Below are 25,143 nucleotides of genomic sequence, written 5' to 3'. Positions count from 1 at the left end.
CGGGCGCGGATTCTGACGGTGTCGCGGTTACCTGTCAGTAGCGGGTGGCGAAGGATCAGGGGGCGCGGAGGCGGGCGTGGGCTGCGGCGGCGCGGGGGTCGCAGGCCGGGAGTCCGCGGGTGATGCGTTCGAGGACCTGGTGGTCGTCGCGGCCGCTCTCCGTCTGGGCGTAGGCCCACAGGTCCTGGGGAGTGCCGTGGCGCAGCAGCGTGGTGCGGACCTGGACCTCCAGCTCGTCGCGGGCGCGGCGGATCTCGGGTGACTCCGAGCGCGGCAGCAGCGGCCCGGCGTAGGCGCGGGCCAGCGCCGCCGGGTCGCCGGCCGACAGCAGGCGGCGCAGCTCCAGGAAGTCGGCGTCGACGGGCGAGGTCAGCCGGTACGGCTTCGCCTCGACGATGGCGCCGAGCTGGGCGCGCAGCCGGTGCACCTCGGCCCTGATGGTGACGGGGTTGCCCGCGTCCCCGTACAGGTGGAAGGAGAGCTGGTCGGCCGAGAGGCCGCGCGGGTGGAGGGCGAGGAGGGCGAGGATCTCGGCGTGCCGCAGGGACAGCGGCAGCTTGCGGCCGTTGACGACGGCGGTCGGCGGGCCGTCGCCGAGCAGGGTGAGGCCGAGCGGGGAGGCGGTGACGGTCGGGGTGGCGCGCAGGAGGTAGCCGCCCGAGAAGGGCTCCAGGACGGCGACGCGGCCGTCGCGCAGGATCATGCGGTCTCCGGTGGTGGGGAGCGGGACGCGGGAGCCGAGGCGGCCGGAGGGGTCGCCGGCGATGACGCGGCCGGTGGGGGAGAGCAGGATGGTGGAGCGGGCGCGCAGGCCCTCGTAGCGGCGGCGCAGCGCGTCGTCGCGTTCGTGCATGCGCAGCGCGAGCTGGGTCTCGGCGAGCTTGGCCGCGGCGCCGACGAGGGCGACCGTGGCGGGGTGGAGGCTGGGCGCGGTGCCGCTGACGTCGACGCAGCCGAGGATCTGGCCGGAGTCCGGGTCGATGATCGGGGCGGCGCTGCACGACCAGACGTGCAGCACGCGCATGAGGTGTTCCTCGGAGTAGACGTGCACGGGGCGGCGCAGGGCCAGGGCGGTGCCGATGCCGTTGGTGCCGACGATGCCCTCGCCCCAGTGGTGGCCGGTGGCGAGGCCGACCTGGTCGGCGCGGCGCAGGGTGGCGGCGTGGCCCTCGCGCCACAGCACCCGGCCGTCGGAGTCGGTGACGAGGACGATGTTCTCGCTCTCGTCGGCGGAGCGGCCCAGGGTCTGGGCGAGGAGCGAGAGCAGCGGCTGGAGCGGGTGCGAGGCGCGCACGTCCTTGATGGTGGCGCTGTCGAAGGCCAGCGGGGCGGCGGTGGCGTCGAGGTCGATGCCGGCGTCGAGGGAGCGCCTCCAGGAGGCGCCGATCATGCCGCGGGGCTCGGCGGGGGTCACCTCGTCGGCGCTGAGGCTGTCGTGTGCCGCGCGCAGGCGGCGGGAGTATGCGTTCAAGTGAGCGTAACTCATCGGCCACTCCATGTAATCGGCCCCCAAGGCGAGCATCCGTTGTACAGGGCTTCCGGCGCAACCCGTTCGAGGGATTGCTTAGGGTGATTGAACGATCGCAACCTGTGTGCAACGTGGTGACGTCTACCGTTCCTCTCGACGCACCGGCATGGTGCGGCCGCTCCGGCCGGTGTGATGGCCGGGTCCCGGACACTGGAGGGGGGCCGGGATCCGGCCAGAATGAGGCCGGAGCGCGAAACACCTGCATGCCTGCCAGTACATGACCGCGCCCAAACACCGTAGGCTCGTGGCAGTCAAGAACGCGGAGCCACGAGGAGCGCACGACGGTGAACCCAGGGGATGTCAACCTGCAGCAGCTGCTGGAGCAGGCCCAGCTCATGCAGCAGCAGCTTGTGAGCGCCCAGCAGGAGCTCAACGATGCGCAGATCGAGGGCTCGGCCGGTGGCGGGATGGTCACGGCCGTCGTCAACGGCTCGGGCGAGCTGCTCGAGCTCAAGATCAATCCGAGCGTGATCGACGCCGCGGACCCGCAGGACACGGCCGACACGATCGCCGACCTGGTGATCGCCGCCGTGCGCGACGCCATCAGGGCGGCCTCCGACCTGCAGCAGGAGAAGCTGGGCCCGCTGGCCCAGGGGCTCGGTGGCGGCGGCCTCGGCCAGTTGCCGGGGTTCTAGACGATGTACGAAGGGGTCGTCCAGAACCTGATCGACGAGCTGGGTCTGCTTCCTGGCGTCGGTCCCAAGAGCGCGCAGCGGATCGCCTTCCACCTGCTGGCGGCCGATCCGGCCGACGTCAAGCGGCTGGCGCACGCGCTCCTGGAGGTCAAGGAGAAGGTCCGGTTCTGCCGGGTGTGCGGCAACGTGGCCTCCGAGGAGGAGTGCCGCATCTGCCGTGACGCGCGCCGCGACACGCATGTGATCTGCGTGGTCGAGGAGTCGAAGGACGTCGTCGCGATCGAGAAGACGCGCGAGTTCCGCGGCACCTATCACGTGCTCGGCGGCGCGATCAGCCCGATCGACGGCGTCGGCCCCGACGACCTGCGCATCCGTGAGCTCATGACCCGGCTGGCCGACGGCCGGGTGACCGAGCTCATCCTCGCCACCGATCCCAATCTCGAGGGTGAGGCGACGGCGACCTATCTCGCCCGTCTGGTGAAGCCGATGGGTGTGAAAGTGACACGACTGGCCAGCGGTCTGCCTGTGGGCGGTGACCTCGAGTACGCCGACGAGGTGACCTTGGGCCGCGCGTTCGAAGGACGGAGGCTGCTGGATGTCTGACGAGTGGAGCATCCTGGCGGAGGAGATCGCCGGACACGCGAGCAACTATGTGGACGGCCTGGCGAGAGTGGCGGGCGGCGAGGGCGGCGACGCCATCTGGTCGCTGCTGCTGGTCGAGGTCGCGCAGGTGAGCCTGGCCGGGGCCAAGCTCGGCGCGAACCGCGACGTGATCCTGTCGGGCAACTACGAGCCGCCGCTGAGCGAGGACCCCGACATCGACGGGGTGCGCACGGCGCTGGCCGAGAGGCTCGGCCCGGTCGACGACTACGCCGAGGTGTTCGACCCGTACAAGGACACGGGGGTCACGCCGTACAGGCTCTCCGACGACCTGACGGCGGTGGCGGCCGACCTCATCCACGGGCTGCGTCACTATCAGGCCGGGCGGCCGGCCGAGGCGCTGTGGTGGTGGCAGTACTCCTACTTCAACACCTGGGGCAACCACGCGGGCGCGGCCATGCGGGCGTTGCAGGCTCTGGCCGCGCATTCGCGGCTCGACGTGGCGGAGGAGGCCACCACCGTCTGACGGGTGTCCACATAGTGGTTGAGCCATCAGTGGCATGAGAGCCCCCAAGTAGACTGGCACCTCACAGTCCAGACCGGGAGACTCTCGTGGCGCTCGTTGTGCAAAAGTACGGTGGTTCGTCCGTCGCCGACGCGTCCTGCATCAAGCGGGTCGCGCAGCGGATCGTCGCGACGAAAAAAGCCGGCAACAACGTGGTCGTCATCGTCTCCGCCATGGGTGACACGACGGACGAGCTGCTCGACCTGGCTCAGCAGGTGTCGCCGCTGCCTCCGGGCCGCGAGCTCGACATGCTGCTGACCTCCGGCGAGCGCATCTCCATGGCGCTGCTGGCGATGGCGATCGCCAACCTGGGGCACGAGGCCCGTTCGTTCACGGGCTCGCAGGCGGGTGTGATCACCGACTCGACGCACGGCAAGGCGCGCATCATAGACGTGACGCCGAGCCGCATACAGGAGGCTCTCGACCAGGGCCACATCGCGATCGTGGCCGGTTTCCAGGGTGTCTCGCAGGAGTCGAAGGACATCACGACGCTGGGCCGCGGCGGCTCCGACACGACGGCGGTCGCGCTGGCGGCGGCCCTGGAGGCCGACGTCTGCGAGATCTACACCGACGTCGACGGGATCTTCACCGCCGACCCGCGGATCGTGCCGGCCGCGCGGCAGATCCCCAGGATCTCCTACGACGAGATGATGGAGATGGCGGCCTGCGGCGCGAAAATCCTGCACCTGCGCTGCGTCGAGTATGCTCGCCGCTTCAACCTGCCGATTCACGTACGCAGCTCGTTCAGTAACAGGGAAGGCACGTGGGTCGTCTCCGACCCTTACCACGAAGGAACCGAGATGGAGCAGCCGATCATCTCCGGCGTCGCGCACGACCGGAGCGAGGCCAAGATCACTGTTGTCGGGGTGCCCGACAAGGTCGGTGAGGCTGCCACGATCTTCAAAACTCTGGCCAACGCCGAGATCAACATCGACATGATCGTGCAGAACGTCTCGGCCGCTGCGACCGGTCGCACCGACATCTCCTTCACGCTGCCCACGGCCGACAGCCAGACGGCGCTGACGGCGCTGAAGAAGATCCAGAGTGAGATCGGCTACGAGTCGCTGCTCTTCGACGACCAGATCGGGAAGGTGTCGCTGATCGGCGCGGGCATGCGCTCGCACCCCGGCGTCACGGCGACGTTCTTCGCGGCTCTCGCCGACGCGGGGGTCAACATCGAGATGATCTCCACGTCGGAGATCCGCATCTCCGTGATCGTCGAGCAGGACGGTGTCGACGCGGCCGTGGCGGCCGCCCACCGTGCCTTCGATCTCGACTCCGACCAGGTCGAAGCCGTTGTGTATGGAGGTTCAGGACGATGAGCAGGCCCAATCTCGCCCTGATCGGGGCCACCGGAGCCGTAGGCACCGTCATGCGGGACATCGTCTCCTCGCGTGACGACATCTGGGGCGAGGTGCGCCTGGTGGCGTCGCCGCGCTCGGCCGGCAAGGTGCTCCAGGTGCGCGGCGAGGACGTCGTTGTGCAGGCGCTGGCCCCCGAGGTGTTCGACGGCATCGACATCGCCATCTTCGACGTGCCCGACGAGGTGTCGGCCGTGTGGGTGCCGATCGCGGCCGAGCGCGGCGCGATCGCGATCGACAAGTCGGGCACGTTCCGCATGGAGCCGGACGTCCCGCTGGTGGTGCCCGAGGTCAACCCGCTCGACGCGCGCGAGCGGCCGCGCAACATCATCTCGACGCCCAACTGCACGACGCTGTCGATGATGGCGGCCATGGGCGCGCTGCACGCCGAATACACGCTGACCGAGCTGGTCGTCGCCTCCTACCAGGCGGTCTCCGGCGCGGGCGTGGCAGGCTCGGCCCGGCTCTACGACGAGGTCGAGGCGCTGGCCGGCGACCGGTCGATCGGCCAGACGGCCGGTGACGTGCGCAAGGCGCTGGCCAACAAGCTGCCCGACGACTCGCCGTTCCCGGCGCCGATCGCGTTCAACGTGGTGCCGTGGGCGGGCTCGTACAAGGACGGCGGGTGGGCCTCCGAGGAGCTCAAGCTGCGCAACGAGTCGCGCAAGATCCTCGGCATCCCCGACCTCAAGGTCTCGGCGACCTGCGTCAGGGTGCCGGTGATCACCACGCACTCGCTGGCCGTGCACGCGCGGTTCGCGCGCGAGATCACGGTCGCCGACGCGCACCGGGTGCTGGGCGCCGCGCCGACGGTGGTTCTCATGGACGACCCGGCCAACGGGGTCTACCCGACCCCCGCCGACGTGGTGGGCACCGACCCGACCTATGTGGGCCGGGTGCGGCAGGCGGTCGACTTCCCCAACACGCTGGATCTGTTCGTGTGCGGTGACAACCTGCGCAAGGGCGCCGCGCTGAACGCGGCGGAGATCGCCGAGCTGGTCGCGTCCGAGTTCTGACGGGTTTCTGAAGTCCGGGCTCCGTCCACCGGGTGGTGGACGGAGCCGGCCCTGTCACCGGAACAGGATGTCCCAGTGGTCGCCTTCGTCGGCGAAGATGTCGCCCGACGGGGAGCGGTAGAGGGTGGCGCCGTCACTCCGCACACCGGTCCGGTGATGATTCTTCGTGATGTACCGGTCGATGCACTGGTTGTGTGAGATGTCGAGCTTGTAGCCGTTCCCGTGGCTGAACCGGCCCGAGGCGTGGCCCGCCTCGGTGCCGCCCGTCACCGTGATCGGGCACCGGCTGCGCCGCTTCAGCTCCACGGCCTTGGCGACGGTCCGGGTGCGCACCGAGTCGAGCGACGTGCAGTGGCGCAGGTGCTTGCTGGTGCAGTTGCCCGTCGACTTCCAGCGCAGGCCGGCGTCCTTGAGCCAGTCCGAGGCGTGCGCGTGCGACAGGTGCACGGTGGCGTGCCTGGGCCGGGCCCGGTGCAGGTCCACCGCGGGACGGCGGTGCCGCCTGGCCTCCGCCTTGCCGCCCTTGCTCTCGCGGGCCCGTGATTCGGGCCGCTCGGCCTGGCCGGCGTCGAAGCGCCTCAGGTAGAGCTCGCGGAACTCGCGCTCGTCGCCCGGCTCCCGGAAGTCGCCGGGGTGGCCGCTGGGCTCCTGGAAGTCGCCGGGCCGGCTGCCGGGCCGCCGGAGCTCGCGGGGTTCCCGCAGCTCTCCGTGCTCTCGCGGCTCTGCGGGGTCCCGCAGCTCTCGCGATTCCCCGTGCTCCCGCGGTTCTTCGTGCTCCCGCAGGTGGGAGAGCTCGCGCGGGTCGGTGGGTTCGCGCATATGGGTGAGCGCGCCCGGATCGGCGTGCTCGCGGGTCTCCGGGTGGTGCGCGCGGAGCCCCGCCAGCCCGTGGACGGGGCCGAGTTGGGCGTGGTAAGCCCGTTCCAGGCTCGTCGCGGTCTTCTCGAGCATGGCGTACCAGCGAGGGGCGTTGTACATGTCACCGGCTTCGTACACCCGGATGACCGGGTCCGGAGCCTGGCGTGGCTCGTCCGCCGGCGTCCTGGGGGCGGCCGAGGCCGCAGACGCCATCGCGATGATGGTGATCTCGATACCAAAGAGCGCGACCACGAGGAGCCGCACTGTCCTACGTATCCACATGTCGATGCCTTTTCGCGGAATAGCCCTTCCGCTGGAATCATCAATCCCACCCTTCACACCGGATAACCCCTGTCCCACCGGGATCTTTGCCTTGTGGCGGCGATCACCGTGCGGCTTCATGACCTAACCCGGAAATAAGCCGTAAAGTGACGAACGTGTCCGAAGCCCGAAACCGAGGATCGGAGAGCACTCGAGAGGTCATCGTCGAGACGGCCTTGCGACTGTTCCGGGAGCGCGGCTTCGAAGCGACGACGATGCGCGCCATCGCCGCCGAGGCCGGGGTGTCCGTGGGCAACGCCTACTACTACTTCGCCAGCAAGGAGGCGTTGATCCAGGCGTACTACGACCGCGCCCAGGCCGAGCACGAGCAGGCCTGCCGTGAGCTGCTGGCCACCGAGTTCACGCTGGCCGGGCGGCTGAGCGGGGTGCTGCGCGAGTGGGTGCGCGTCTCGGAGCCGTACCACGAGTTCGCGGTGAAGTTCTACAAGCACGCGGCCGAGCCGACGAACCCGCTGAGCCCGTTCAGCGAGCAGTCCTCGCCGGCCAGGGAGGCGTCCATCGGGATCTACCGGCAGGTGGTCGAGGGGGCGCGGGACCGGATGAACGCCGAGCTGCGCGAGGAGCTGCCCGAGCTGCTGTGGCTGCTGTCGATGGGCATGGTGCTGTTCTGGGTGCACGACACCTCGCCGGGGTGCGCGCGCACGTATCGGCTGATCGAGGTGACGGTGCCGCTGGTGGACCGGCTGGTCGGGCTGTCGCACCTGCCGGGGCTGCGCGGGATCACCAAGGACTTCATCGCCGCGGTGCACGAGCTCCGGGCGTAGTCGAGGCTACAGACCGGTTGGTATGGTCAGGGCACACCCGGATCCCGGAGGCGCGCGATGACCCAGAACTGGGGCATGACCATCCCCTTCTACGACCGTTCGCTGGCCCGTTCGCGGGAGCTGATCGAGGAGCTGCCCGCGCTCGGCTACACCGACCTGTGGTCGGCCGAGGTCAACGGCACGGACGGGTTCACGCCGCTGGCCCTGGCCTCGCAGTGGGCGCCCGGGGTGCGGCTGGGCAGCGCCATCGTGCCCGTCTCCACCCGCGGCCCGGCGCTGCTGGCCATGTCGGCGGCCACGCTGGCGGACCTGGCGCCGGAGCGGTTCGTGCTCGGCATCGGCTCGTCGTCCCCGGCGATCGTGGAGCGCTGGAACGCCGTCGAGTTCGCCAAGCCCTACGCGCGCACCCGCGACACGCTGCGCTTCCTGAAGCAGGCGCTGACCGGCGAGAAGGTGTCGGAGACGTACGAGACGTTCCAGGTCAAGGGGTTCAAGCTGGAGCGGGCGCCGAAGACGCCGCCGAAGATCGTGCTGGCCGCGCTGCGGCCGCGGATGCTGAAGCTGGCGGCCGAGGAGGCCGACGGCGCGATCACCAACTGGCTCTCGCCCGACGACGTGCGCAAGGTGCGCGCCGAGATCGGGCCCGAGACCGAGCTGATCGCCCGGCTGTTCGTCTGCGTGAGCGAGGACACCGACCGCGTACGCGAGCAGGCCCGGTGGATGCTGGCCTCCTACCTCACGGTGCCCGCGTACGCGGCCTTCCACGACTGGCTGGGACGCGGCGAGGTGCTGCGGCCGCTGCACGAGGCGTGGGCGGCGGGCGACCGCAAGTCCGCGCTCCAGGCCATCCCCGACGAGGTCGTCGACGCGCTGATCGTGCACGGCGACGCGGCGACCTGCCGGGCGCGGATCGAGGAGTACGTCGCGAACGGCCTCAACACACCCGTGCTCGCCCCGATCCCGGGCGGCGAGGTCTCCATCACCCAGGCCGTCCGCGACCTGGCTCCGAAGGGCTGAGGCGCATGGACGACATCCTGCGGCTGGACGCGGTCGGCCAGGCCCGGGCGGTGCGCGAGCGGCTGGTGTCGCCGCGCGAGCTCGCCGAGGCCGCCATCGCCCGCATCGAGGCCCGCGACGGCGAGCTGAACGCGGTCGTGCACCCGCGCTTCGAGCGGGCCCTCGCCGAGGCCGACGACCTGCCGGAGCACGCGCCCTTCCGCGGCGTCCCCATCCTGCTCAAGGACCTGGGCTGGCAGCAGGCCGGCGAGCCGTACAGCGCGGGCTCGCGGGTCTGCGACGGCCTGCGGATCGACCGGGACGGGCACGGCGTGACCCGGTTACGCGAGGCCGGCTTCCTGATCCTGGGTCGGACGAACACGCCCGAGTTCGGCAGCACGATCAGCACCGAGCCCGTCGCGTTCGGCCCCACCCGCAACCCGCACGACCCCGCGTACTCGGCGGGCGGGTCGAGCGGCGGCTCGGCGGCGGCCGTGGCGGCCGGGATGGTCGCGCTCGCGACGGCCAGCGACGGCGGCGGGTCGATCCGCATCCCCGCCTCGTTCTGCAGCCTGGTGGGTCTCAAGCCCACGCGCGGGCGCGTCAGCCTCGGGCCCGCGCAGGGTGAGGGCTGGAACGGCTTCTCCTGCCCGGGGTTCGTGACCAGGACCGTGCGGGACACCGCCGCCGCGCTCGACCTGGTCTCCGGGTACGTGCCCGGCGACCCGTACGCCGCCCCGCCGCTGCCGCGCCCGCTCGCCGAGGAGGCCGGAGCCGACCCGGGACGGCTGCGGATCGGGTACGTCACCGCGCACCCGAGAGGCGACGTGCCGGAGGTCCCCGAGCTGGTCGAGGCCGTGACGGGGGCGGCGGCGCTGCTGTCGGCGCTCGGGCACGACGTGGCGCCCGGCTGCCCCGAGGCGCTGGGCGAGCCGGACTTCCCCCTGCACTTCGGCGCCATCGTGGCCGACAACCTGGCCGCGCTCGTCGAGAGCCTGGGCCCGGCCAGGGGCAGGGCCGTCGAGCTGGACGAGCTGGAGCCGCGCAACGCCGCCATGGTGGCCACGGCCCGGGGACGCAGCGCGGCGGCCCACCTGCTGGCCGCGCAGTGGATCGACGGCTTCCGCAGGCGGATGGCCGCCTGGTGGGCCGCCGGGCACGATTTGCTGCTCATGCCGTCGGTTGGCGTGGCGCCGTTCCCGCTCGGCTGGATCCCGCCGGAGGACCTGAGCACCGCGTTCGGCAGGACTGCGCACGTCGTGGCCTTCACCTCGCCCGTCAACGCCACCGGCCAGCCGGCCGTCTCGCTGCCGCTGCACCGCACCCGCGACGGGCTGCCCGTGGGCGTCCAGCTCGTGGCCGCGGCCGGGCGGGAGGACCTGCTCATCAGGGTCGCGGCGCAGATCGAGGCCGCCAGGCCGTTCGAGCATCCCGCGCTGTGAGGAACTCCTTGCCCCCGGTAACACGTTATGTCGTGAGAGACGGGGTAAGGGGAAACACATGATGGCGAAAGCAGCGAAGGCCGCGGCGGCCTATCGGGCGTACCGGGACGTCACCAAGCCCGGCACGCCCGGCCTCATGCCGCGGCTGCGGGCGATCCCCCGCATGCTCGGCGCCGCGCTCCGGGGCCGGTACGACGGGCTGGGCAAGGGCAGGCTCACCATGATGGCGCTCGGCGTCGTCTACCTGGTCTCGCCGATCGACGTCGTGCCCGACTTCCTCATGCTGATCGGCGTGGCCGACGACTTCGGCGTGTTCCTGTGGCTGATGGCGTCACTGCTCGGCGAGAGCGGACGCTACGTCGACTGGGAGCGCCGGATCATCACCGGCCGGGTGGAGCCGGCCCCGCAGGAAGGCTAGATCTCCTCCATCCTCAGCCACGCGCGTGACGGCAGCGGGTGCCCGAACAGCCGGGCCGCGTTGCCGTAGGCGACCCTGGCGATGTCGGCGGGCGGCAGCGCGCCGAGGTTGCGCGCGACCGACTTCTGCGTGTCGGGCCAGGTGGAGTCGGAGTGCGGATAGCCGCTCTCCTGCAGCACGTGGTCGAGGCCGACCGCGAGGCGCACCCCCGACAGCGCGTGGTCGTCGAGTGTGCCGAAGAAGAAGTTGCGGCGCAGCACCTCGCTGGGCTTGAGCCCGCCGTCCCACTGCGCCTCGCCGGCCACCGGGTGGTCGAGGGCGTAGTCGGCCCGCTCGGCGAGCACCGGCAGCCAGCCCACCCCGCCCTCGGCGATGAGGATGCGCAGGTTGGGGAAGCGCAGCGGCAGCCCGGACCACAGCCAGTCGGCGCAGGCGAACATGGCGCTGGTCGGCAGCAGCGTGGTGATCGCCTCGATGGGGGTGTCGGGCGACGGCACCGGCGACCAGCTCGACTCGCCTATGTGGAGGCAGACGACCGTGCCGGTCTCCTCGCAGGCGGCGAAGAACGGGTCCCAGTGGCCGGTGTGGATCGACGGCAGCCGCAGCCGGGTCGGGAACTCGGGGAACACCACCGCCTTGAAGCCCCGGGCGGCGTTGGCGCGGATCTCCTTGGCGGCCACGTCGGGGTCGGGCAGCCAGGGGAGCTGCAGGCCGATGATCCGCTCCGGGTAGGTGCCCGCCCAGACGTCGATGTGCCAGTCGTTGTAGGCCTTGACCAGCGCGAGGCCGAGCTCCTGGTCGCGCGTCCTGGCGAACGGCATGCCCGACTGGCCGGCCAGCATGCCGGGGAAGCACAGCGCGGCCCAGACGCCGGCCACGTCCATGTCCTGGACGCGGGCCTCGATGTCGTGGCAGCCGGGGCGCATGGTCTCGAACCTGACCGGGTCCAGGGTCCACTGCTCGCGGGGCAGCCCGGCGCCCACGTCGAGGCCGGCGCACGGGTAGGTGGCGCCGCCGTAGCGCCAGACCTGGTGACCGGCCTCGGTCTCCACGACCTTGGGCGCGACGTCGGCGTATTTCTCCGGCAGCCTGTCCTCGAAAAGGTCAGGGGGCTCGATCAGATGATCGTCGGCGGAGATGATCACGTAGTCGCGCCGCCTCGGCTCTGGATCGGGAAGCAGCGGCGTAGTCACGCAGGTAACCGTACGACGGCGGGATAACGTCGAACAAGCTGCGACGTATCCGTTGGGTATCCGGGCATATCCGAGGGCCGTTCGGACCCGGGATCGCCGGGAGGGGGACGGCTGGCGATCCCGGGGCCCCGCCGCTACCCGCGCGGGCCGGGTTCAGTCAGGAGATGGGCGCGCAGTTCGCCGACGGCGTCGGGGGAGAGGCCGACCACGCCGGTCACGTACGACTCCACCGAGCCGTGCCTGTCCGCCAGGTCGGCGAGGAACAGCCGCATGGCCTCGGCGGGGGCCAGGCCGAAGCCGGGCCACAGCTCCTCGTCCGGGTGGCGGGCCCGCCAGTCGGCGATGAACCGCTCGGTGGCCAGGCCGGTCAGCTCGTAGTCGGCCACGATGTCGTCGTCGGCCACGCCCGCCACGGCCAGGATCATCGCCGTGAGCAGGCCGGTGCGGTCCTTGCCGGCGGCGCAGTGGATCACGGCGGGGGCGCTGTCGGCGCGGCAGACCGTCTCCAGGGCGGTGCGCAGGTTGTCCACGCCGTCCTCGGTGACCTCCAGGTAGCGGTCGGCCAGGAAGCGGGGGACGCCCTCCGCCTCGTCGAAGGTGGCGAACTGCCAGCGCCGGCCCTCGATCGGCAGGTTGTGGTAGGCCAGGCCGTGCTCGTCGGGGACGCGCCCGTGCCTGTCGACCTCGAAGGGGTGGCGCAGGTCGATGACGGTGCGCACGCCCAGCGCGCGGAACGTCTCCAGGTCGGGTCCGGCCAGCCAGCCGAGGGAGTCGGCCCGGTAGAGCCGCTGCCAGCGGACGGTCCGGCCGTCCTTGGTGGCATATCCACCTATGTCGCGGAAGTTGTGGATATTTGCGAACTTGATGTGGCGGCTCACGCTCACCACCTTAGTTCGCGGACATTTCCGCCTGCTGGTCATCGGCGGCGCGGGCCTCCTGCGCCTTGCGGTCGGCCAGCTCGCGGCGGATCAGCAGCACCCAGCCGCCGATCGCGATGCCGATGAACAGCCACCACTGCACGCCGTAGGCCAGGTTGAGGCCGCCTCCGGCGCCCACGTCGGGGGCCGGCACCGGCTCGGGCGCCGCCGCGGGCGCGGGCTTCTGCTCGACCAGCTCCACGAAACCGCCCACGAGCCGGTACGGCAGCGCCTTGCCGATCTTGGCCGGGTCGATGAGCAGGACCTGGCCGGGCGGCAGCCCGGAGCGCTCGCGGATCCCGCTGTTGGCCTCGGTCTCGCCGGTACGTAGCCGCCCGGTGACACTTACCTCACCCGGCGGCGGCGGGGGCACGTCCGGCGGGGTGTCGGCGGTCGCCCCGGCCTTCACCCAGCCCCGGTTGACGAGCACCGCCTGGCCCTGGCCGATCACCAGCGGGGTCAGGACGTAGTAGCCGTTGCGCCCGTCCTGCGGCCTGCGGCGCACGACCAGGCCGTGCCCGGCGTCGTACGTGCCGCTGACCACGACCTTCCTGAACCGGTCGGACTCCTTGACCGGCTCGCCCGGCCGGGCCAGGGTGCCGAGCGGCACCGGGGCTGCCTCGATGTTGGCGGTGACCAGGTCGCTGTTGGCCGAGCGCTCCTCGAAGCGCCCGAACTGCCACCGGCCCAGGAACACGAAGGCGGGGATCACGAGCAGCACGACGACGTGGAGCGCGATCCAACGGGGCGTGAGCAGGAACCGGTACACGCTACAAGGGTAGGCACCGATGCCGGTGGTCAGGCGCCCGGCACCGCTGTGACCTCGCGCGGGCCGCCCACGTCGTGGCCGTCGGCGCAGCGCAGGTGTTGCTCGACGGGGGCGCCGCAGTCGCGGTGGGTCAGCAGGACGGGCGGGCCCTCCTCGCCCGCCAGATACTTGTCGCCCCAGTGCATGAGCGCGACCAGCAGCGGATAGAGGTCGCGCCCCTTGTCGGTGAGCCGGTACTCGTCGCGCTGGCGCTGGCCGGGCTCGCGGTAGGGCTCCTTGCGCAGCAGGCCCTCGTCCACCAGCCGGGTCAGCCGGGCGCTGAGCACCTGGCGGGGGGCGCCGGTGAACGCCTGCATGTCGGCGAAGCGGCGTACGCCCCGGAACGCCTCACGCAGCACCAGGAAGGTCCACTTCTCCCCGACGATGTCCAGGGTCCGCTCGATGGAGCAGTTGGCCACCCGGAAAGGCACGTTCATGGTGCACATCATACCTGAGTTCAGTTGACAGACTCAGATCGTTGAGGGCAGGCTGGGTCTGTGATCCGAACTCAGGAGCCGCTGATCCGCCCGGCGCGGGCCGACGACGACGAGCGCGTCCGGCGCTTCCTGGCCGGGCTGTCGCCGCAGACGCAGGCGCTGCGCTTCTTCACCGGCGTCACCCGGCCCTCCGCGAGCCTCGTGCGCACGATGGTCGAGGTGGACGAGCGCCGTGACGCCCTGGTCGCGCTGCACGGCGACGAGATCGTCGGCCACGCCATGAGCTACCGGGGAGGCACCGCCGACGTGGAGATCGCCGTGGTCGTCACCGACCAGTGGCAGGGCTTCGGGCTCGGCCCCAGGCTCCTCGGCACGCTCCTGATCAGAGCCGCCGTGCGGGGCGCCACCACCGTGGGCATGGACGTGCTGGGGGAGAACAGGCGGGCGCTGCGGATGATCCGCAGGATCTGGCCGGAGGCCGGCATGAAGGTCGCGTCCGGCGCGGTCGAAGTGACCGCTATGATCCAACAGGCGGGAGTATTTGCGGAACAACGTTCTGGTGGCTCACCATTGACAGCGTGAAGAGTGTCAAGAACGGACGCGACGGACGGACCCGGATCATCGAGGGCGCGCTCCGCCGTTTCAGCCAGGACGGCGTCTCCGCCACGACCCTGGCCAGCCTCCGCGAGGAGAGCGGCGTGAGCGTCGGAAGCTTCTACCACCACTTCGCCAGCAAAGAGCACGTCTTCGGCGTGCTCTACGGCGAGATCCTGGCCTCCTACCAGAGCGAGTTCCTCGCCGAGCTGGTCGGGCACGACGACGCCCGTGCCGGGATCGAGGCGATCGTCGCGTTCCACATGCGCTGGGCCGGAGAGCACCCCGAACGGGCCCGCATCCTGGTCAGCGAGCGCCCGCCGCGCAAGCACGAGCCGGGCGGCGCCGAGGTCGCCGAGGCCAGGCGCGGCTTCTTCCGCCAGGTCTCCGACTGGTGGCGGCCGCACATGAAGAACGGCCTGCTCCAGCCCGTCCACCCGACCATGTGCTACGTGCTGTGGCTCGGGCCCGCGCAGGAGATGTGCCGGCTGTGGTTCGCGGGCGCCCACACCCCCACCGACGAGGAGATCAGGGGGCTCGGCGAGGCCGCCTGGCAGAGCCTGCGCCAGCCCTGACCGGCGGCCCCAGCCGGGCGGGCACCCGCCAGCTCGACCGGTCGAGCGAGATGTCCAGCCGCAGCTCACCGCGCTGCCTGCGCAGGCCGGGCACCCGTACGCGATCGTGCACCGCGAACCGGCCCCGGTGCCGGTAGCCGAAGCCGAGCTCGCCGGGAAGCACCCGCATGTCGTCGTGGTTGCCGCAGCGCGGGCACGTCCACGAGACCAGGTCCAGCCACCGGTTGTAGCCCGAGCAGGCCGCGAAGTATTCGTCCGGCGCGAAACGGGACTGGCAGGTCAGGCAGGGGATCAGCACGAATCCGCTCCTCGTCGAACGGCACAGCGGCTCCCCAGAAGTATCGCGCCCCACTTGTTCCCAGCTTGCGGAAAACTTGGATGTCTCGGTAACAGTATGATCACTGACGGTATCGGAGGTTCCGTTGTGATCTGCGGTGAAAGGATGGTCTCGTGGAACGACTGCGTGAGCACCTCCTGGAGACCGGCTACACGATCGACGGCGTCCGCGACCGGCTGGGCGACATGGCGGCCACGGCGCTGGCCCGCGAGGAGCTCGTGCCGGCCCTGCGCGCCACCGCCGCCGGCGACCCGCTGGGCACGCTGATCCGCCTGTGGTGGCTGGGTGCCCCCGTGGAGACGAGCGCGCTGCACCCGTCCGTGCTGGAGTCCGGCCTGATCGCCGTCTCCGGCTCGCAGGCCCGCGCGACCGTCCACCTCCAGCCCTGGGAGACCGGCGGCTACGTCGTCTCCGACCGCAAGGTGCGGCCCGGCGACCCGGCGCTGCGCCCCGACCACGTGGTCGGCGCGGGCGGCGCCTCCGCCAACCTCGCCCAGCTCGTCACCCGCCGCCCCGTCGGCCGCGCTCTCGACCTCGGCACCGGCTGCGGCGTCCAGGTGCTCTCGCTGGCCGGGCGGGCCGGCCACGTCACCGCCACCGACGTCAACCCGCGCGCCGTCGAGCTCGCCCGGCTGAGCTGGCAGCTCTCCGGCCTGACCGGCGTCGAGGCCCGCACCGGCTCCCTGTACGAGCCCGTGGCGGGCGAGCGGTTCGACCTGATCGTCTCCAACCCGCCGTTCGTCATCTCGCCCGGCGGCCGGCTGACCTACCGCGAGACCGGCGGCGACGGCGACGGCTTCTGCCGCGATCTCGTACGGGACACGCCCCGGCACCTCAACCCCGGCGGCCAGGCCCACTACCTGGCCAGCTGGCTGCACGTCGAAGGCGAGGACTGGCGCGACCGCGTCGGCGGCTGGCTCGGCGAGACCGGGTGCGACGCCTGGGTGGTGCAGCGCGACGCGCAGGACCCCGCCGAATACGTGGAGCTGTGGCTCAAGGACGCCGCCGAGCAGGGCACCCCCGGCTACACCGAGCACTACGACCGGTGGCTCGCCTGGTTCGAGGAGCACAAGGTCGAGGGGATCGGGTTCGGCTGGATCAGCATGCGCAGCTCCGGCACCCTGGACCCGGTCGTACGCCTGGAGGAGCTCACCCACCAGGTCACGCTGCCCGTCGGCGGCTACGTCGACGACGTGCTCGACGCGATCGGCGCCGCCCACCGGGTCCGCGACCTCGGGTCCGCGCTGCTGCGCACCGCCGACGGGCTGCTCGACGAGCGGGTGGGGCTGCCGGGGGCCGAGGACCCGATGCGCATCGTGCTCCGCCAGACGACCGGGCTGCGCCGCAGCAGGGAGGTCGGCACCGTCGAGGCGGCGCTCGCCGGGGTCTGCGACGGGGAGCTGGCGCTGGGGCCGCTGCTCAACGTCATCGCCGAGCTGGTCGGCGACGGCGAGATCCCGGACGCCGACGCCATCCGCCCCCTCATCGCGGAGGGCTACTTCCTGCTCTAGGCCTTTTCGGTTGCCCAGGCTCAGCGCCTTTGATTCGCCGTTGATCGGTTGTTGACGCCGCCGGTGGAAGCTTCTGACTACGACACGGACCTGGGGGGTTCGAGGACCGTGTCGGGTCCGGCCGGTCGTCGATGTGAGGCGGCTAGCCGCTACGCGGAGCATCCGGATAACCGGGCCCCCTAGCGACGCGTGGCGGTCAGATGGCCGGCCGGGCCGCGTATCTCATCGGCCACGGGGGTCGTGACTCCAAAGGGACAGCCTTGTTTAACCATGTGTGGATGACACGTCTGGACGACGAGCTGTACTCAGGACTCGACGACCTGAGCGCTGTCGAGGAGGACCTTGATGTCCCCGGCCTCGGGCGCGCCCAGCCTGGTGAAGATGGCGAAGGCCTGGCGTAGGCAGTCGACGCTCCTGGAGACGCTGCCGAGCCCGCGCAGCGCCTTGCCCAGCACCGCCAGCGACAGCGCCTCCCCGAACGGATGGCCGATCTCGCGTGACACGACCAGCGCCTGCTCGGCGTGGCGTACGGCGTCGGGGTAGCGCTCGGCGGCGATGAACGTCTCGGCCAGCCGGGAGCAGACCCGCTGCTCCCACACCCGCTGCTTGCTGGCGCGGAAGAAGGCCAGGCACTCGGCGTGGTGGTGCACGGCCTCGGTGAGCCTGCCGACGCGCGACAGCACGATGCCGAGGTGGTAGCGGGCTCTGGCGGTGCCGGCGCCGCTGCCGATCTCGGTGAAGATGGCCAGGCCCTTCTCGGCCGCGGCGATCGCGTCGTCGGGGCGGCCCAGGCCCAGGTGGTCGCGGGCGGAGTAGCTGAGCACCAGCCCCTCGCCGGCGGGCACGCCGTTCTCCCGGTAGAAGCGCATGGCGGCGTCGAACCAGGCGAGCGCCTCGGTGTGGCGGCGCTGCCGGCCGACGACGACGGCGAGCGCGTTCAGCACCTCGCCGGTGACGACCTTCTCCTTGCGCTCGACCGACAGCGTGTGGACGATCTCGAACTGCTCCTCGGCCTCCGGCAGCCGGTTGCCGGCGAACAGCACGCGGCCGAGCACGTAGCGGGCGCGCAGCTCGCCGGCCTGGTCGCCGAGCCGCAGCGCGGTGGCGAGCACGGCGCGGGTGCCGAGGTCGAACTCGCGGGTGTGGGTGCCCGACTCCAGCAGCGGCTCCATGGCCACGAGCAGGTCGCCGGCGGGCAGGAGCTGCTCGCCGGTGCGCGAGGACGCGGCGGCCTGGTTGATCGCGGCGAACAGCGAGTCGCCCTCGGCGATCAGCCAGGCGACGGCCTCGTCGGCGGTGCCGAACGTGCGCCCGCTGCCGACCACCACCAGGTTGTCGGAGATCATGCTGCCCTCGTAGGCCAGCCGGTGGGCCGACTGGGCGGAGGCCAGGTAGAAGCCGAGCAGCCGCCGCAGCGCCATCGTGCGGGCTTGGGGGCGTTCGCTCTTCTCCAGCGCCCGCCTGGCGAACAGCTTGAGCAGGTCGTGGAAGCGGTAGCGGCCGGGCGCCGGGGCCTCCAGCAGGCTGGCGTCGACCAGCGACTCCAGCACGTCCTCGGCCTCGATCACCGTCGTCGAGAGCACGGCGGCTGCGGCGCCCGCCGAGATGTCGGGCCCGTTGGGCAGCGACAGCAGCCGGAAGGCGCGGGCCTGGGCGGCTTCGAGCTGGCCGTAGCCGAGCGCGAAGGTGGCCTCGACCGCCAGGTCGCCGACGCGCAGCTCGTCGAGCCTGCGCTGCTCGTCGGCCAGCCTGGGCACCAGGGAGGCGACGGTCCACGAGGGCCGGGCGGCGAGCCTGGCGGCCACGATGCGCACGGCGAGCGGCAGGAAGCCGCAGGCGGCGACCACGTCCATGGCGGTGGCGTGCTCGGCGGCGACCCGTTCCGGCCCGGCGACCGAGGCGAACAGCGACAGCGCCTCGTCCGGCTCCATCACGTCGAGGTCGATGAGCTTGGCCGACGGCAGGTCGGCCAGCTTGACCCGGCTGGTGACGATGGCCGCGCAGCCGGGCGAGCCGGGCAGCAGCGGGCTGACCTGCCGGGCGTCGCGGGCGTTGTCGAGCAGGACGAGGATGCGCCGGTCGGCGAGGATGGACCGGTACAGCGCCGAGCGTTCGGCCAGTCCTTCGGGGATGACGTCGGTCGGGATGCCGAGCGCGCGCAGGAACGCGCCGAGCGCCGATTCGGGCGCGGTCGCCTCGTCGGTGTAGCCGCGCAGGTCGGCGTAGAGCTGGCCGTCGGGGAACAGGTCGCCGGTCGCGTGCGCCACGTGCACCGCCAGCGCGGTCTTGCCGACGCCGCCGATGCCGCAGATCGCGGCGACGGGCACGCCCTCGGCGGGCGACTGGGCCGACAGCAGCGTACGCAGCCGCCGGGCGATCTCCTTGCGGCCGGTGAAGTCGTTCACGGCGGCCGGGAGCTGCGCCGGGCGGGGCAGCTCGGGCGCGTGCTCCTCCTCGGCGGGCGGCTCGTCGGGGGCCACCTCGGCGGCAGCGAGCGTGGGGTCGGCGGCCAGGATGCGCTGGTGCAGCGAGGTCAGCTCGTGGCCGGGCTCGATGCCGAGCTCCTCGACCAGCGCGTCGCGCGTCTCGGTGAACACGGCCAGCGCGTCACCCTGCCGCCCGCACCGGTAGTAGGCCAGCATGAGCTGGGCGCGCAGGCGCTCGCGCAGCGGGTGGTCGGCGGTCAGCGCGATCAGCTCCGACACGACCGCGGCGTGGTTGCCCAGCTCCAGGTCCATGTCCATGAGCGTCTCGATGGCGCTGATGCGGCGCTCGATCAGCCGGTCGCGCTGGTGCTCGGCGTACGGGCCGACGGCCCCGGCGAGCGGTTCGCCCTCGAACAGGGCGAGCGCGGCCCGCAGGCCGGTGGCGGCGGCGGACAGCCGGCCTGACCTGCGCGCGCTCTCGGCCTCGGCCATGCCGCGCTCGAACCGGGTCAGGTCCAGCGCGTCGCCGGGCAGTCGCAGCGCGTAGCCCCTGCCGACGGAGGTGAGCAGCTCGGGACGTGAGCGGGCGGGCCTGTCGGGCTCCAGCACCGTGCGCAGCCGGGACACGTACGTGCGCAGCGCGCCGAGGGCCCTGGGCGGCGCTTCCTCGCCCCACACGGCGTCGATCATCTCGGCCGGGGTGACCGCGCGGCCTTCCCGCAGGAGCAGCATGCCGAGAATGGAGCGCTGCAGCGGCGTGCCGAGGTCGAGCTCCTGACCATCGCGCCACGCGCGGACGGGACCCAGTACGGCGAACCGCAGCCCGCCTTCGATGTCCTGACCAGCCATGCCGCCTGTCCCCACATCAATGGAACGATTTGTTACCAAATGATAGATCCAATGACGCCGAGCACCTAGGAATGCGGGCATTCGTTAACCGAAGCGTTGGCCGCCTTTTGACGACACGGCCTTTACGACACAGGCCCCGCCCATTCCGGGCGGGGCCTTCAACGGATTTTCCTATGCTGCTTCGACTGCCGTCTCGACCAGACCGAGCCTGTGGAGCAGCCGTTCTCGCACGGCCGGCCATTCGGAGATCAGGATCGAGTAGAACGCCGTATCTCGGACCGTGTCGTCGGCGCCTCGGCTTTCCGCTCGCCGCACCCCGTCGAAGTGTGCGCCGAGGGCCTCGATGGCGGCCCGGGATCGGACGTTCCTCACGTCGGCCTTGAGCGTGATGCGGTGGACCTGCCAGGTCTCGAAGGCGTGCGAGAGCATCAGGAACTTGCTCTCCCGGTTGGCACCCGTGCCCTGGGCGGAGGCGCCCAGCCAGGTGTAACCGATGTCGGCCACGGACGGGACCTCGCCCACCGCACCACGCGTGCCCGGAGGCCAGGGCATGGGACCCTGCCAGTACTCCAGGTTCATGAGACGGGTGGCACCGACCACGCGGTCGGTGTGCAGCCACCGGATGGCGAAGGGCACCGTGCGGCCCTCCGCCTGCTCAGCCAGCGCGGCCTCCACGTAGGAGACCATCTCGTCCCGGTTGCCCGGGACCCGAGTGAAGCCGTAAGTGGACCGGTCTTCACTCGCCGCGGCGATCAGGTCATCGACCACCGCGAGGCTGAGAGGTTCCAGGCGCACGAGGCGCCCGGACAAGGTGACAAGAGCGGACATGTGCACATGATGGGGGTTGCTCGGAGTCCGCGGAACCACGCTATCGGGGCCGTCGTCCCCGCACCTCGGAAAGCACGGTGTTTCCGCAGGTCAGAGGGGTAATTCGGAAGGATCTCCGGGGAAGATTTCGCCTAACCGTGACATCCGGTCGGCACCAGCGCCGGACGCCGTTCACGCGACGCCAGCGAGAGCTCCTTCAGGCCCATCGAAAGATGGTCGAGCGAGGCCGCGATCCACGGCAACTGGAGCGGATCGGGGCTGGTCAGCGCGGTCAGCCGGTCCTCGGTCGTGTCCCCGTACAGCAGGCTGACCGCAACCCGCACGCGCGCGGCGGCCGGGTCGTCGCCGAAGGCGTGACCGGGCAGCACCCCGAGGCCGTGCTGGTCGAGCAGGAGCCGGGTGACGTCGGCCGAGCCGCCGAGCCGCAGATGGCTCAGGTCCGGGTAGAGGTAGAAGCCGCCCTGCGGGGCCGGCACGGAGGCGCCGATCTCCACGAACCTGTCGTGTACGGCGCGGGCCAGCGTGCCGTGCAGCCGGCGGCTCTGCCTGACGCGCTCGGTGAGCTCGCTGGGGTCGGTGAAGGCGTACGCCGCGGCCTCCTGGATCGGGGCGGCCGGGGCCGACCAGATCTCGCTGGCCACCGCGAGCAGCCGGGCGCGCAGCTCGTGCGCGTCGTCGGGCAGCCGCGCGACGCCGATCCGCCAGCCGCCCAGAGCCAGGCTCTTGCTCAGCCCGGTGGTGACGATCGTGCGCTCGGGCGCCAGATCGGCCGGGGAGGTGAAGGACGTGGAGGGGTCGTGCAGCAGGTCGCGGTAGATCTCGTCCGAGATGACGTACAGGTCCAGTTCGCGGGCGAGCGCGACCAGGCGGCGGATCGCCGAGCGCGGCGCGAGCCGGCCGGTGGGGTTGTCCGGCAGCGTCACGAGCAGGGAGCGTACGGTCCGGCCCTGGGCGCGGGCGTCCAGCACGGCCGCCTTCACCAGGTCGGGGTCCGGCACGCCGCCCTGGCCCGAGGGCGCGGGGACCAGGATCGGGCGTGACCCGACGAGGTCGGCCTGCGCGGCGTAGCTGACCCAGCTGGGCATGGGCAGGACGACGTCGCCGCCGATCGCCAGGAGCAGGCCGTACAGCAGGGATTTGCTGCCTGGCCCGCAGACGACCAGCTCGGGGTCGGTGATGAGCCCCCGTCGTGTCCAGTAGCCCGCCGCCGCCGTCCTGAGCTCGGACGCCCCCGCGACCGGCCCGTAGCCGTTGCGTTCCGATGCGGCGGCCAGCTTGTCGCGCAGCGCCGGGTGGACGGGCAGTCCTGCCTCACCGAAGGCGAGGTTCAGCACGCGTTCCCCGGCGCGTCGTCTTCGTTCGATGTCCTCGTTCGCCGCCAGGGTGGCGGAGAGAGTCACGGTCATGTTTGTCACGTTCCCAGGGTGGTTGTAGGAAGGCATCAGGACAAGCGAGGCTTTTTGTGGGTAGGCGTAAGGAAGTCCGATGCTCGATTTGCGGCGTTTGACGTTGATCTGCGAGTTCGCTCGGCGCGGCAGCATCGCCGCGACCGCGGAGTCGCTGGGCTACAGCCCCTCCGCGGTCTCGCAGCAGCTCGCCGCGCTCGAACGCGAGACCGGCACCGCGCTCATCGACCGGACCGCGCGCAGTGCCGAGCTGACCGACGCCGGCCGCAGGCTGGTGGCGCACGCGGAACGCATCCTTTCCATGGTCGAGGAGGCTGAGTCGGACCTTTCGGCTCACGCGGGCAGCCCCGCCGGACGTGTCGTGGTTACCGCCTTCCCCACAGCGGCCGTCGCATTCGCCCCGGCCCTCGCCAGGTCCCTCCGCCGCCACACCGAACTCACGCTCAGGCTGGGGCAGAGCAGGTCGGGAAAGGGCATGCGGGAGGTGCAGTCCGGCGAGGTCGACATCGCGCTCGTCGACGACTGGTACGGCATGGCGCGCGACAGCGAGAACCTGCGCGTCTTCCCGCTCCTGCACGACCCCCTGGTGCTCGTCGTGCCGCGCAAGCACCGGCTGGCCGACCCCGACGTGCCGCTCGACCTCAGGGAGCTGCGCGACGAGCCGTGGATGGCCACCCCCGACGGCGAGCCGTCCCGCCTGGCGGTGGACCGGCTGTTCGTGGACGTGGGCGGCACCAAGCCGACGCCGTGGGAGTTCGAAGGGCTCGGCACCATCCTGTCGCTGGTCGCCAAGGGCATCGGCATCGCCGCCGTGCCCGCGCTCGCGCTGGCCGCCGGCGTGCGCGGGCTGTCGGTCCGCCACTTCCCCGGCAACCCCGTCGGCCGCGACGTGCACGCGGTGGCGCGCGTCTCCAGCGTCAACCGGCCCTCGGTCTCGGTGACCCTGCGAGCCATCCACGTGGCCGCCCGCTACATCGCCGCCGATCTGGATCCGGTACGGTTCGCAGACCGGTAGCGTTCTGCGCCATGGCGCCGACGTACGACATCGAGACCCTCCTGCTCGCCCAGCCGAGCGTGCGCACGGTCGCGGGCGTGGACGAGGTGGGCCGCGGAGCCTGGGCCGGGCCGGTCACCGTGTGCGCCGTGGTCACCGACCTGTCCGCGCCGCCCACCGGGCTCACCGACTCCAAGCAGCTCTCCGCCGCCAAGCGCGACAAGGTCGCCGCCGAGCTGGAGACCTGGGCCGCCGGCATCGGCTTCGGCGAGGCGGGCCACGACGAGATCGACCGGCTCGGCATGACCGAGGCGCTGCGCAGGGCCGCCCGCCGCGCCCTGGAAGCGCTGCCCACCAGGCCCGACGCCGTCATCCTCGACGGCAAGCACGACTACATCGGCGCGCCCTGGCCGGTGCGCCTGGAGGTCAAGGGCGACGCGGCCAGCATCTCGGTGGCCGCCGCCTCGGTGCTGGCCAAGGTCAGGCGCGACGCGTACATGGCGGAGATCGGATGTGAGGCGTACGGGTTCGCGGAGAACGCCGGATATCCGTCGCCGCAGCACCAGCAGGCGCTCGCCGAGCTGGGGCCGACGGCGCACCACCGGCTCTCCTGGTCCTACTTGGACGACCTGCCGGCCTGGCGGCACCTCAAGCGGCACCGCGACCCGGCCGCCGTCGAGGGGCAGGTCAGCCTCTTCGGCTGACACCGGGCTGCGGCGTCGGCCATCATCGGTGGGATGCGCATCGGCATCTTCCTCGTCGCCGCCCAGTTCCCAGGCGGGGAGCCGGGCCGGATCCTGGCCGACACCGTCGAGCTGATCGTCGCCGCCGAGCGGGCCGGGTTCGACGACGCGTGGATCGCCGAGCACCACTTCATGACCTACGGCGTGTGCCCGTCGCCGATCACGCTGGCCGCCGTCGCCGCCGGGCGCACCACCAGGATCGGGCTCGGCACCGCCGTCAGCGTGCTGTCCACGCAGCATCCGATCGCCCTGGCCGAGCAGGCCGCCATGCTGCACCACCTGTCGGGCGGGCGCTTCACGCTCGGCGTCGGGCGTGGCGGGCCGTGGGTGGACCTGGAGGTGTTCGGCACCGGGCTGGACCGGTTCGAGCGGGGCTTCCCGGAATCGCTCGACCTGCTGACGGCCGCCCTGTCACGCGAGACGGTGTCGGCCTCCGGTGAGTTCTTCGCCTTCCGCGACGTGCGGATGGTGCCGTCGGCGCGGCTGCGGCCGGTGGTCGCGTGCACGTCGGGGTCCACGATCGCGCTGGCGGCCGGGCGCGGGCTGCCGATGCTGCTCGGCGTGCACGTGGGCGACGAGGAGAAGGCGGCGGCGGTGCGGGCTCATGGCGCGTCCGGTGTTCCCGGCTCTTCCGGGGGGCACGTCGCCGCGGCGGTCGCGCACGTCGCCGACACGACGCCGCAGGCCGTGCGGGAGCTGAAGGAGTCGATGCCCGCCTGGCTGAAGCCCGGCCTGGCGAGCTACACGCCGGTGGACGGGCGGCCACGACCCGAGCGGGACGTGGACGCGTACGTGGACTTCCTGGCCCGGATCCACCCCGTGGGCTCGCCCGAGCACTGCGCCCGCACGCTGCTGCGCACCGCCGAGACGACCGGGATCGACCACTTCATCCTGATGGTGGAGGCGGGCGGGAACGCCGCGGAGGACGTGCGGCGGCTCGGCGCCGAAGTGCTGCCGCTGCTGAGAGGCCGCCCGCCCGGAGCGGCGGGCGGCCCCTGAA

At 71.7% G+C, this 25,143-nt stretch carries 25 protein-coding genes; 15 read left to right on the top strand and 10 right to left on the bottom strand.

Annotated features, from left to right (window positions below; translation table 11 throughout):
* Positions 1-55: 55 nt before the first annotated feature.
* Positions 56-1,486 (bottom strand): GAF domain-containing protein, encoded by a 1,431-nt coding sequence (locus tag ACBI99_RS39125; protein ID WP_219508190.1) that lies wholly within the window; start codon positions 1,484-1,486, stop codon positions 56-58.
* Positions 1,487-1,812: 326 nt separating this feature from the next.
* Here ACBI99_RS39125 and ACBI99_RS39120 point away from each other — a divergent pair, with 326 nt between their 5' ends.
* The 5 genes from ACBI99_RS39120 (at position 1,813) to ACBI99_RS39100 (ending at position 5,705) form a co-directional block, all read left to right on the top strand.
* Complete coding sequence (locus tag ACBI99_RS39120) at positions 1,813-2,163, top strand: YbaB/EbfC family nucleoid-associated protein (RefSeq protein ID WP_219508191.1); 351 nt, start codon at positions 1,813-1,815, stop codon at positions 2,161-2,163.
* Between the two features lie 3 nt (positions 2,164-2,166).
* Entirely contained in the window at positions 2,167-2,766 is a 600-nt protein-coding gene (gene recR / locus ACBI99_RS39115) for a recombination mediator RecR (protein WP_219508192.1), read from the top strand.
* Positions 2,759-3,289 (top strand): DUF5063 domain-containing protein, encoded by a 531-nt coding sequence (locus ACBI99_RS39110; protein WP_219508193.1) that lies wholly within the window; start codon positions 2,759-2,761, stop codon positions 3,287-3,289. The genes recR and ACBI99_RS39110 overlap by 8 nt, the downstream gene beginning before the upstream one ends.
* Before the next feature lie 86 nt (positions 3,290-3,375).
* Complete coding sequence (locus ACBI99_RS39105; protein ID WP_219508194.1) at positions 3,376-4,650, top strand: aspartate kinase; 1,275 nt, start codon at positions 3,376-3,378, stop codon at positions 4,648-4,650.
* On the top strand, positions 4,647-5,705 hold the full coding sequence (locus tag ACBI99_RS39100; RefSeq protein WP_219508195.1) for an aspartate-semialdehyde dehydrogenase: 1,059 nt from the start codon (positions 4,647-4,649) through the stop codon (positions 5,703-5,705). Before ACBI99_RS39105 ends, ACBI99_RS39100 begins: the two co-directional genes overlap by 4 nt.
* 54 nt (positions 5,706-5,759) lie before the next feature.
* Here the strand turns inward: ACBI99_RS39100 and ACBI99_RS39095 are convergent, their stop codons facing one another.
* Positions 5,760-6,776: a hypothetical protein gene (locus ACBI99_RS39095; protein WP_375074777.1), complete on the bottom strand. Its 1,017-nt coding sequence runs from the start codon at positions 6,774-6,776 to the stop codon at positions 5,760-5,762.
* 224 nt (positions 6,777-7,000) lie between these two features.
* Between ACBI99_RS39095 and ACBI99_RS39090 the strand changes: the two genes are divergently transcribed.
* Genes ACBI99_RS39090 through ACBI99_RS39075 form a run of 4 tightly spaced genes read left to right on the top strand, consistent with a single transcriptional unit; the run spans position 7,001 to position 10,525 of the window.
* A complete protein-coding gene (locus tag ACBI99_RS39090; protein ID WP_308125893.1) occupies positions 7,001-7,669 on the top strand; it encodes a TetR family transcriptional regulator in 669 nt (222 codons plus the stop codon).
* 57 nt (positions 7,670-7,726) lie between these two features.
* Complete coding sequence (locus ACBI99_RS39085) at positions 7,727-8,686, top strand: LLM class F420-dependent oxidoreductase (RefSeq protein ID WP_219508197.1); 960 nt, start codon at positions 7,727-7,729, stop codon at positions 8,684-8,686.
* 5 nt (positions 8,687-8,691) lie between these two features.
* On the top strand, positions 8,692-10,107 hold the full coding sequence (locus ACBI99_RS39080; protein ID WP_375074776.1) for an amidase: 1,416 nt from the start codon (positions 8,692-8,694) through the stop codon (positions 10,105-10,107).
* Positions 10,108-10,165: 58 nt separating this feature from the next.
* Positions 10,166-10,525 (top strand): YkvA family protein, encoded by a 360-nt coding sequence (locus ACBI99_RS39075; protein WP_246645511.1) that lies wholly within the window; start codon positions 10,166-10,168, stop codon positions 10,523-10,525.
* Here the strand turns inward: ACBI99_RS39075 and ACBI99_RS39070 are convergent.
* The 4 genes from ACBI99_RS39070 to ACBI99_RS39055 all read right to left on the bottom strand — a co-directional run bounded on the left by ACBI99_RS39070 (position 10,522) and on the right by ACBI99_RS39055 (position 13,880).
* Positions 10,522-11,718: an amidohydrolase family protein gene (locus ACBI99_RS39070; protein WP_219508199.1), complete on the bottom strand. Its 1,197-nt coding sequence runs from the start codon at positions 11,716-11,718 to the stop codon at positions 10,522-10,524. The genes ACBI99_RS39075 and ACBI99_RS39070 overlap by 4 nt on opposite strands.
* 134 nt (positions 11,719-11,852) lie before the next feature.
* The gene (locus ACBI99_RS39065; protein ID WP_219508200.1) at positions 11,853-12,596 is read right to left on the bottom strand and encodes a tyrosine-protein phosphatase; all 744 of its coding nucleotides are present in this window, start codon (positions 12,594-12,596) and stop codon (positions 11,853-11,855) included.
* Positions 12,597-12,606: 10 nt separating this feature from the next.
* Positions 12,607-13,404, bottom strand: coding sequence for an SURF1 family protein (locus tag ACBI99_RS39060; protein WP_219508201.1), 798 nt, complete (start codon positions 13,402-13,404; stop codon positions 12,607-12,609).
* Positions 13,405-13,433: 29 nt separating this feature from the next.
* The gene (locus ACBI99_RS39055; RefSeq protein ID WP_375074775.1) at positions 13,434-13,880 is read right to left on the bottom strand and encodes a winged helix-turn-helix transcriptional regulator; all 447 of its coding nucleotides are present in this window, start codon (positions 13,878-13,880) and stop codon (positions 13,434-13,436) included.
* 60 nt (positions 13,881-13,940) lie between these two features.
* On the opposite strand from ACBI99_RS39055, the gene ACBI99_RS39050 reads away from it, so the two are divergent.
* Positions 13,941-14,462, top strand: coding sequence for a GNAT family N-acetyltransferase (locus tag ACBI99_RS39050; protein WP_375074774.1), 522 nt, complete (start codon positions 13,941-13,943; stop codon positions 14,460-14,462).
* Positions 14,459-15,049 (top strand): TetR/AcrR family transcriptional regulator, encoded by a 591-nt coding sequence (locus tag ACBI99_RS39045; RefSeq protein ID WP_219508204.1) that lies wholly within the window; start codon positions 14,459-14,461, stop codon positions 15,047-15,049. Before ACBI99_RS39050 ends, ACBI99_RS39045 begins: the two co-directional genes overlap by 4 nt.
* On the opposite strand, the gene ACBI99_RS39040 is transcribed toward ACBI99_RS39045, so the two are convergent.
* Positions 15,003-15,347, bottom strand: coding sequence for a hypothetical protein (locus tag ACBI99_RS39040; protein WP_308125894.1), 345 nt, complete (start codon positions 15,345-15,347; stop codon positions 15,003-15,005). The genes ACBI99_RS39045 and ACBI99_RS39040 overlap by 47 nt on opposite strands.
* Before the next feature lie 152 nt (positions 15,348-15,499).
* Between ACBI99_RS39040 and ACBI99_RS39035 the strand changes: the two genes are divergently transcribed.
* Positions 15,500-16,897 (top strand): class I SAM-dependent methyltransferase, encoded by a 1,398-nt coding sequence (locus ACBI99_RS39035; RefSeq protein WP_219508205.1) that lies wholly within the window; start codon positions 15,500-15,502, stop codon positions 16,895-16,897.
* A gap of 305 nt (positions 16,898-17,202) precedes the next feature.
* On the opposite strand, the gene ACBI99_RS39030 is transcribed toward ACBI99_RS39035, so the two are convergent.
* The 3 genes from ACBI99_RS39030 to ACBI99_RS39020 all read right to left on the bottom strand — a co-directional run bounded on the left by ACBI99_RS39030 (position 17,203) and on the right by ACBI99_RS39020 (position 22,406).
* Positions 17,203-20,172 carry a BTAD domain-containing putative transcriptional regulator gene (locus tag ACBI99_RS39030; RefSeq protein ID WP_375074773.1) on the bottom strand — a complete coding sequence of 990 codons (2,970 nt, stop codon included), beginning with the start codon at positions 20,170-20,172 and terminating at the stop codon, positions 17,203-17,205.
* Positions 20,173-20,343: 171 nt separating this feature from the next.
* Entirely contained in the window at positions 20,344-21,000 is a 657-nt protein-coding gene (locus ACBI99_RS39025) for a GNAT family N-acetyltransferase (protein ID WP_219508207.1), read from the bottom strand.
* 131 nt (positions 21,001-21,131) lie between these two features.
* Positions 21,132-22,406, bottom strand: a complete 1,275-nt coding sequence (locus ACBI99_RS39020; RefSeq protein ID WP_357591145.1) for a pyridoxal phosphate-dependent aminotransferase — start codon at positions 22,404-22,406, stop codon at positions 21,132-21,134.
* Between the two features lie 79 nt (positions 22,407-22,485).
* Between ACBI99_RS39020 and ACBI99_RS39015 the strand changes: the two genes are divergently transcribed.
* Genes ACBI99_RS39015 through ACBI99_RS39005 form a run of 3 tightly spaced genes read left to right on the top strand, consistent with a single transcriptional unit; the run spans position 22,486 to position 25,142 of the window.
* The gene (locus ACBI99_RS39015; protein ID WP_219508209.1) at positions 22,486-23,421 is read left to right on the top strand and encodes a LysR family transcriptional regulator; all 936 of its coding nucleotides are present in this window, start codon (positions 22,486-22,488) and stop codon (positions 23,419-23,421) included.
* An 11-nt stretch (positions 23,422-23,432) separates the two neighbouring features.
* Complete coding sequence (locus tag ACBI99_RS39010; RefSeq protein WP_219508210.1) at positions 23,433-24,104, top strand: ribonuclease HII; 672 nt, start codon at positions 23,433-23,435, stop codon at positions 24,102-24,104.
* Between the two features lie 33 nt (positions 24,105-24,137).
* Positions 24,138-25,142, top strand: coding sequence for an LLM class flavin-dependent oxidoreductase (locus ACBI99_RS39005; protein ID WP_375074772.1), 1,005 nt, complete (start codon positions 24,138-24,140; stop codon positions 25,140-25,142).
* The last annotated feature ends 1 nt before the right edge of the window (position 25,143 follow it).

Origin of the sequence: Nonomuraea sp. ATR24, from assembly GCF_041950485.1 — a bacterium.
In the GTDB taxonomy this organism is placed as follows: domain Bacteria; phylum Actinomycetota; class Actinomycetes; order Streptosporangiales; family Streptosporangiaceae; genus Nonomuraea; species Nonomuraea ceibae.
This window is presented reverse-complemented; position numbering and strand designations above follow the sequence as displayed.

Excerpts from the sequence above, each read along its gene's own strand:
- ACBI99_RS39125 (WP_219508190.1), bottom strand. The coding sequence starts at position 1,486 with ATGAGTTACGCTCACTTGAACGCATACTCCCGCCGCCTGCGCGCGGCA.
- recR (WP_219508192.1), top strand. The coding sequence starts at position 2,167 with ATGTACGAAGGGGTCGTCCAGAACCTGATCGACGAGCTGGGTCTGCTT.
- ACBI99_RS39110 (WP_219508193.1), top strand. The coding sequence starts at position 2,759 with ATGTCTGACGAGTGGAGCATCCTGGCGGAGGAGATCGCCGGACACGCG.
- ACBI99_RS39100 (WP_219508195.1), top strand. The coding sequence starts at position 4,647 with ATGAGCAGGCCCAATCTCGCCCTGATCGGGGCCACCGGAGCCGTAGGC.
- ACBI99_RS39095 (WP_375074777.1), bottom strand. The coding sequence starts at position 6,776 with ATGGCGTCTGCGGCCTCGGCCGCCCCCAGGACGCCGGCGGACGAGCCA.
- ACBI99_RS39085 (WP_219508197.1), top strand. The coding sequence starts at position 7,727 with ATGACCCAGAACTGGGGCATGACCATCCCCTTCTACGACCGTTCGCTG.
- ACBI99_RS39080 (WP_375074776.1), top strand. The coding sequence starts at position 8,692 with ATGGACGACATCCTGCGGCTGGACGCGGTCGGCCAGGCCCGGGCGGTG.
- ACBI99_RS39075 (WP_246645511.1), top strand. The coding sequence starts at position 10,166 with ATGATGGCGAAAGCAGCGAAGGCCGCGGCGGCCTATCGGGCGTACCGG.
- ACBI99_RS39055 (WP_375074775.1), bottom strand. The coding sequence starts at position 13,880 with ATGAACGTGCCTTTCCGGGTGGCCAACTGCTCCATCGAGCGGACCCTG.
- ACBI99_RS39030 (WP_375074773.1), bottom strand. The coding sequence starts at position 20,172 with ATGGCTGGTCAGGACATCGAAGGCGGGCTGCGGTTCGCCGTACTGGGT.
- ACBI99_RS39025 (WP_219508207.1), bottom strand. The coding sequence starts at position 21,000 with ATGTCCGCTCTTGTCACCTTGTCCGGGCGCCTCGTGCGCCTGGAACCT.
- ACBI99_RS39020 (WP_357591145.1), bottom strand. The coding sequence starts at position 22,406 with ATGACCGTGACTCTCTCCGCCACCCTGGCGGCGAACGAGGACATCGAA.
- ACBI99_RS39015 (WP_219508209.1), top strand. The coding sequence starts at position 22,486 with ATGCTCGATTTGCGGCGTTTGACGTTGATCTGCGAGTTCGCTCGGCGC.
- ACBI99_RS39010 (WP_219508210.1), top strand. The coding sequence starts at position 23,433 with ATGGCGCCGACGTACGACATCGAGACCCTCCTGCTCGCCCAGCCGAGC.
- ACBI99_RS39005 (WP_375074772.1), top strand. The coding sequence starts at position 24,138 with ATGCGCATCGGCATCTTCCTCGTCGCCGCCCAGTTCCCAGGCGGGGAG.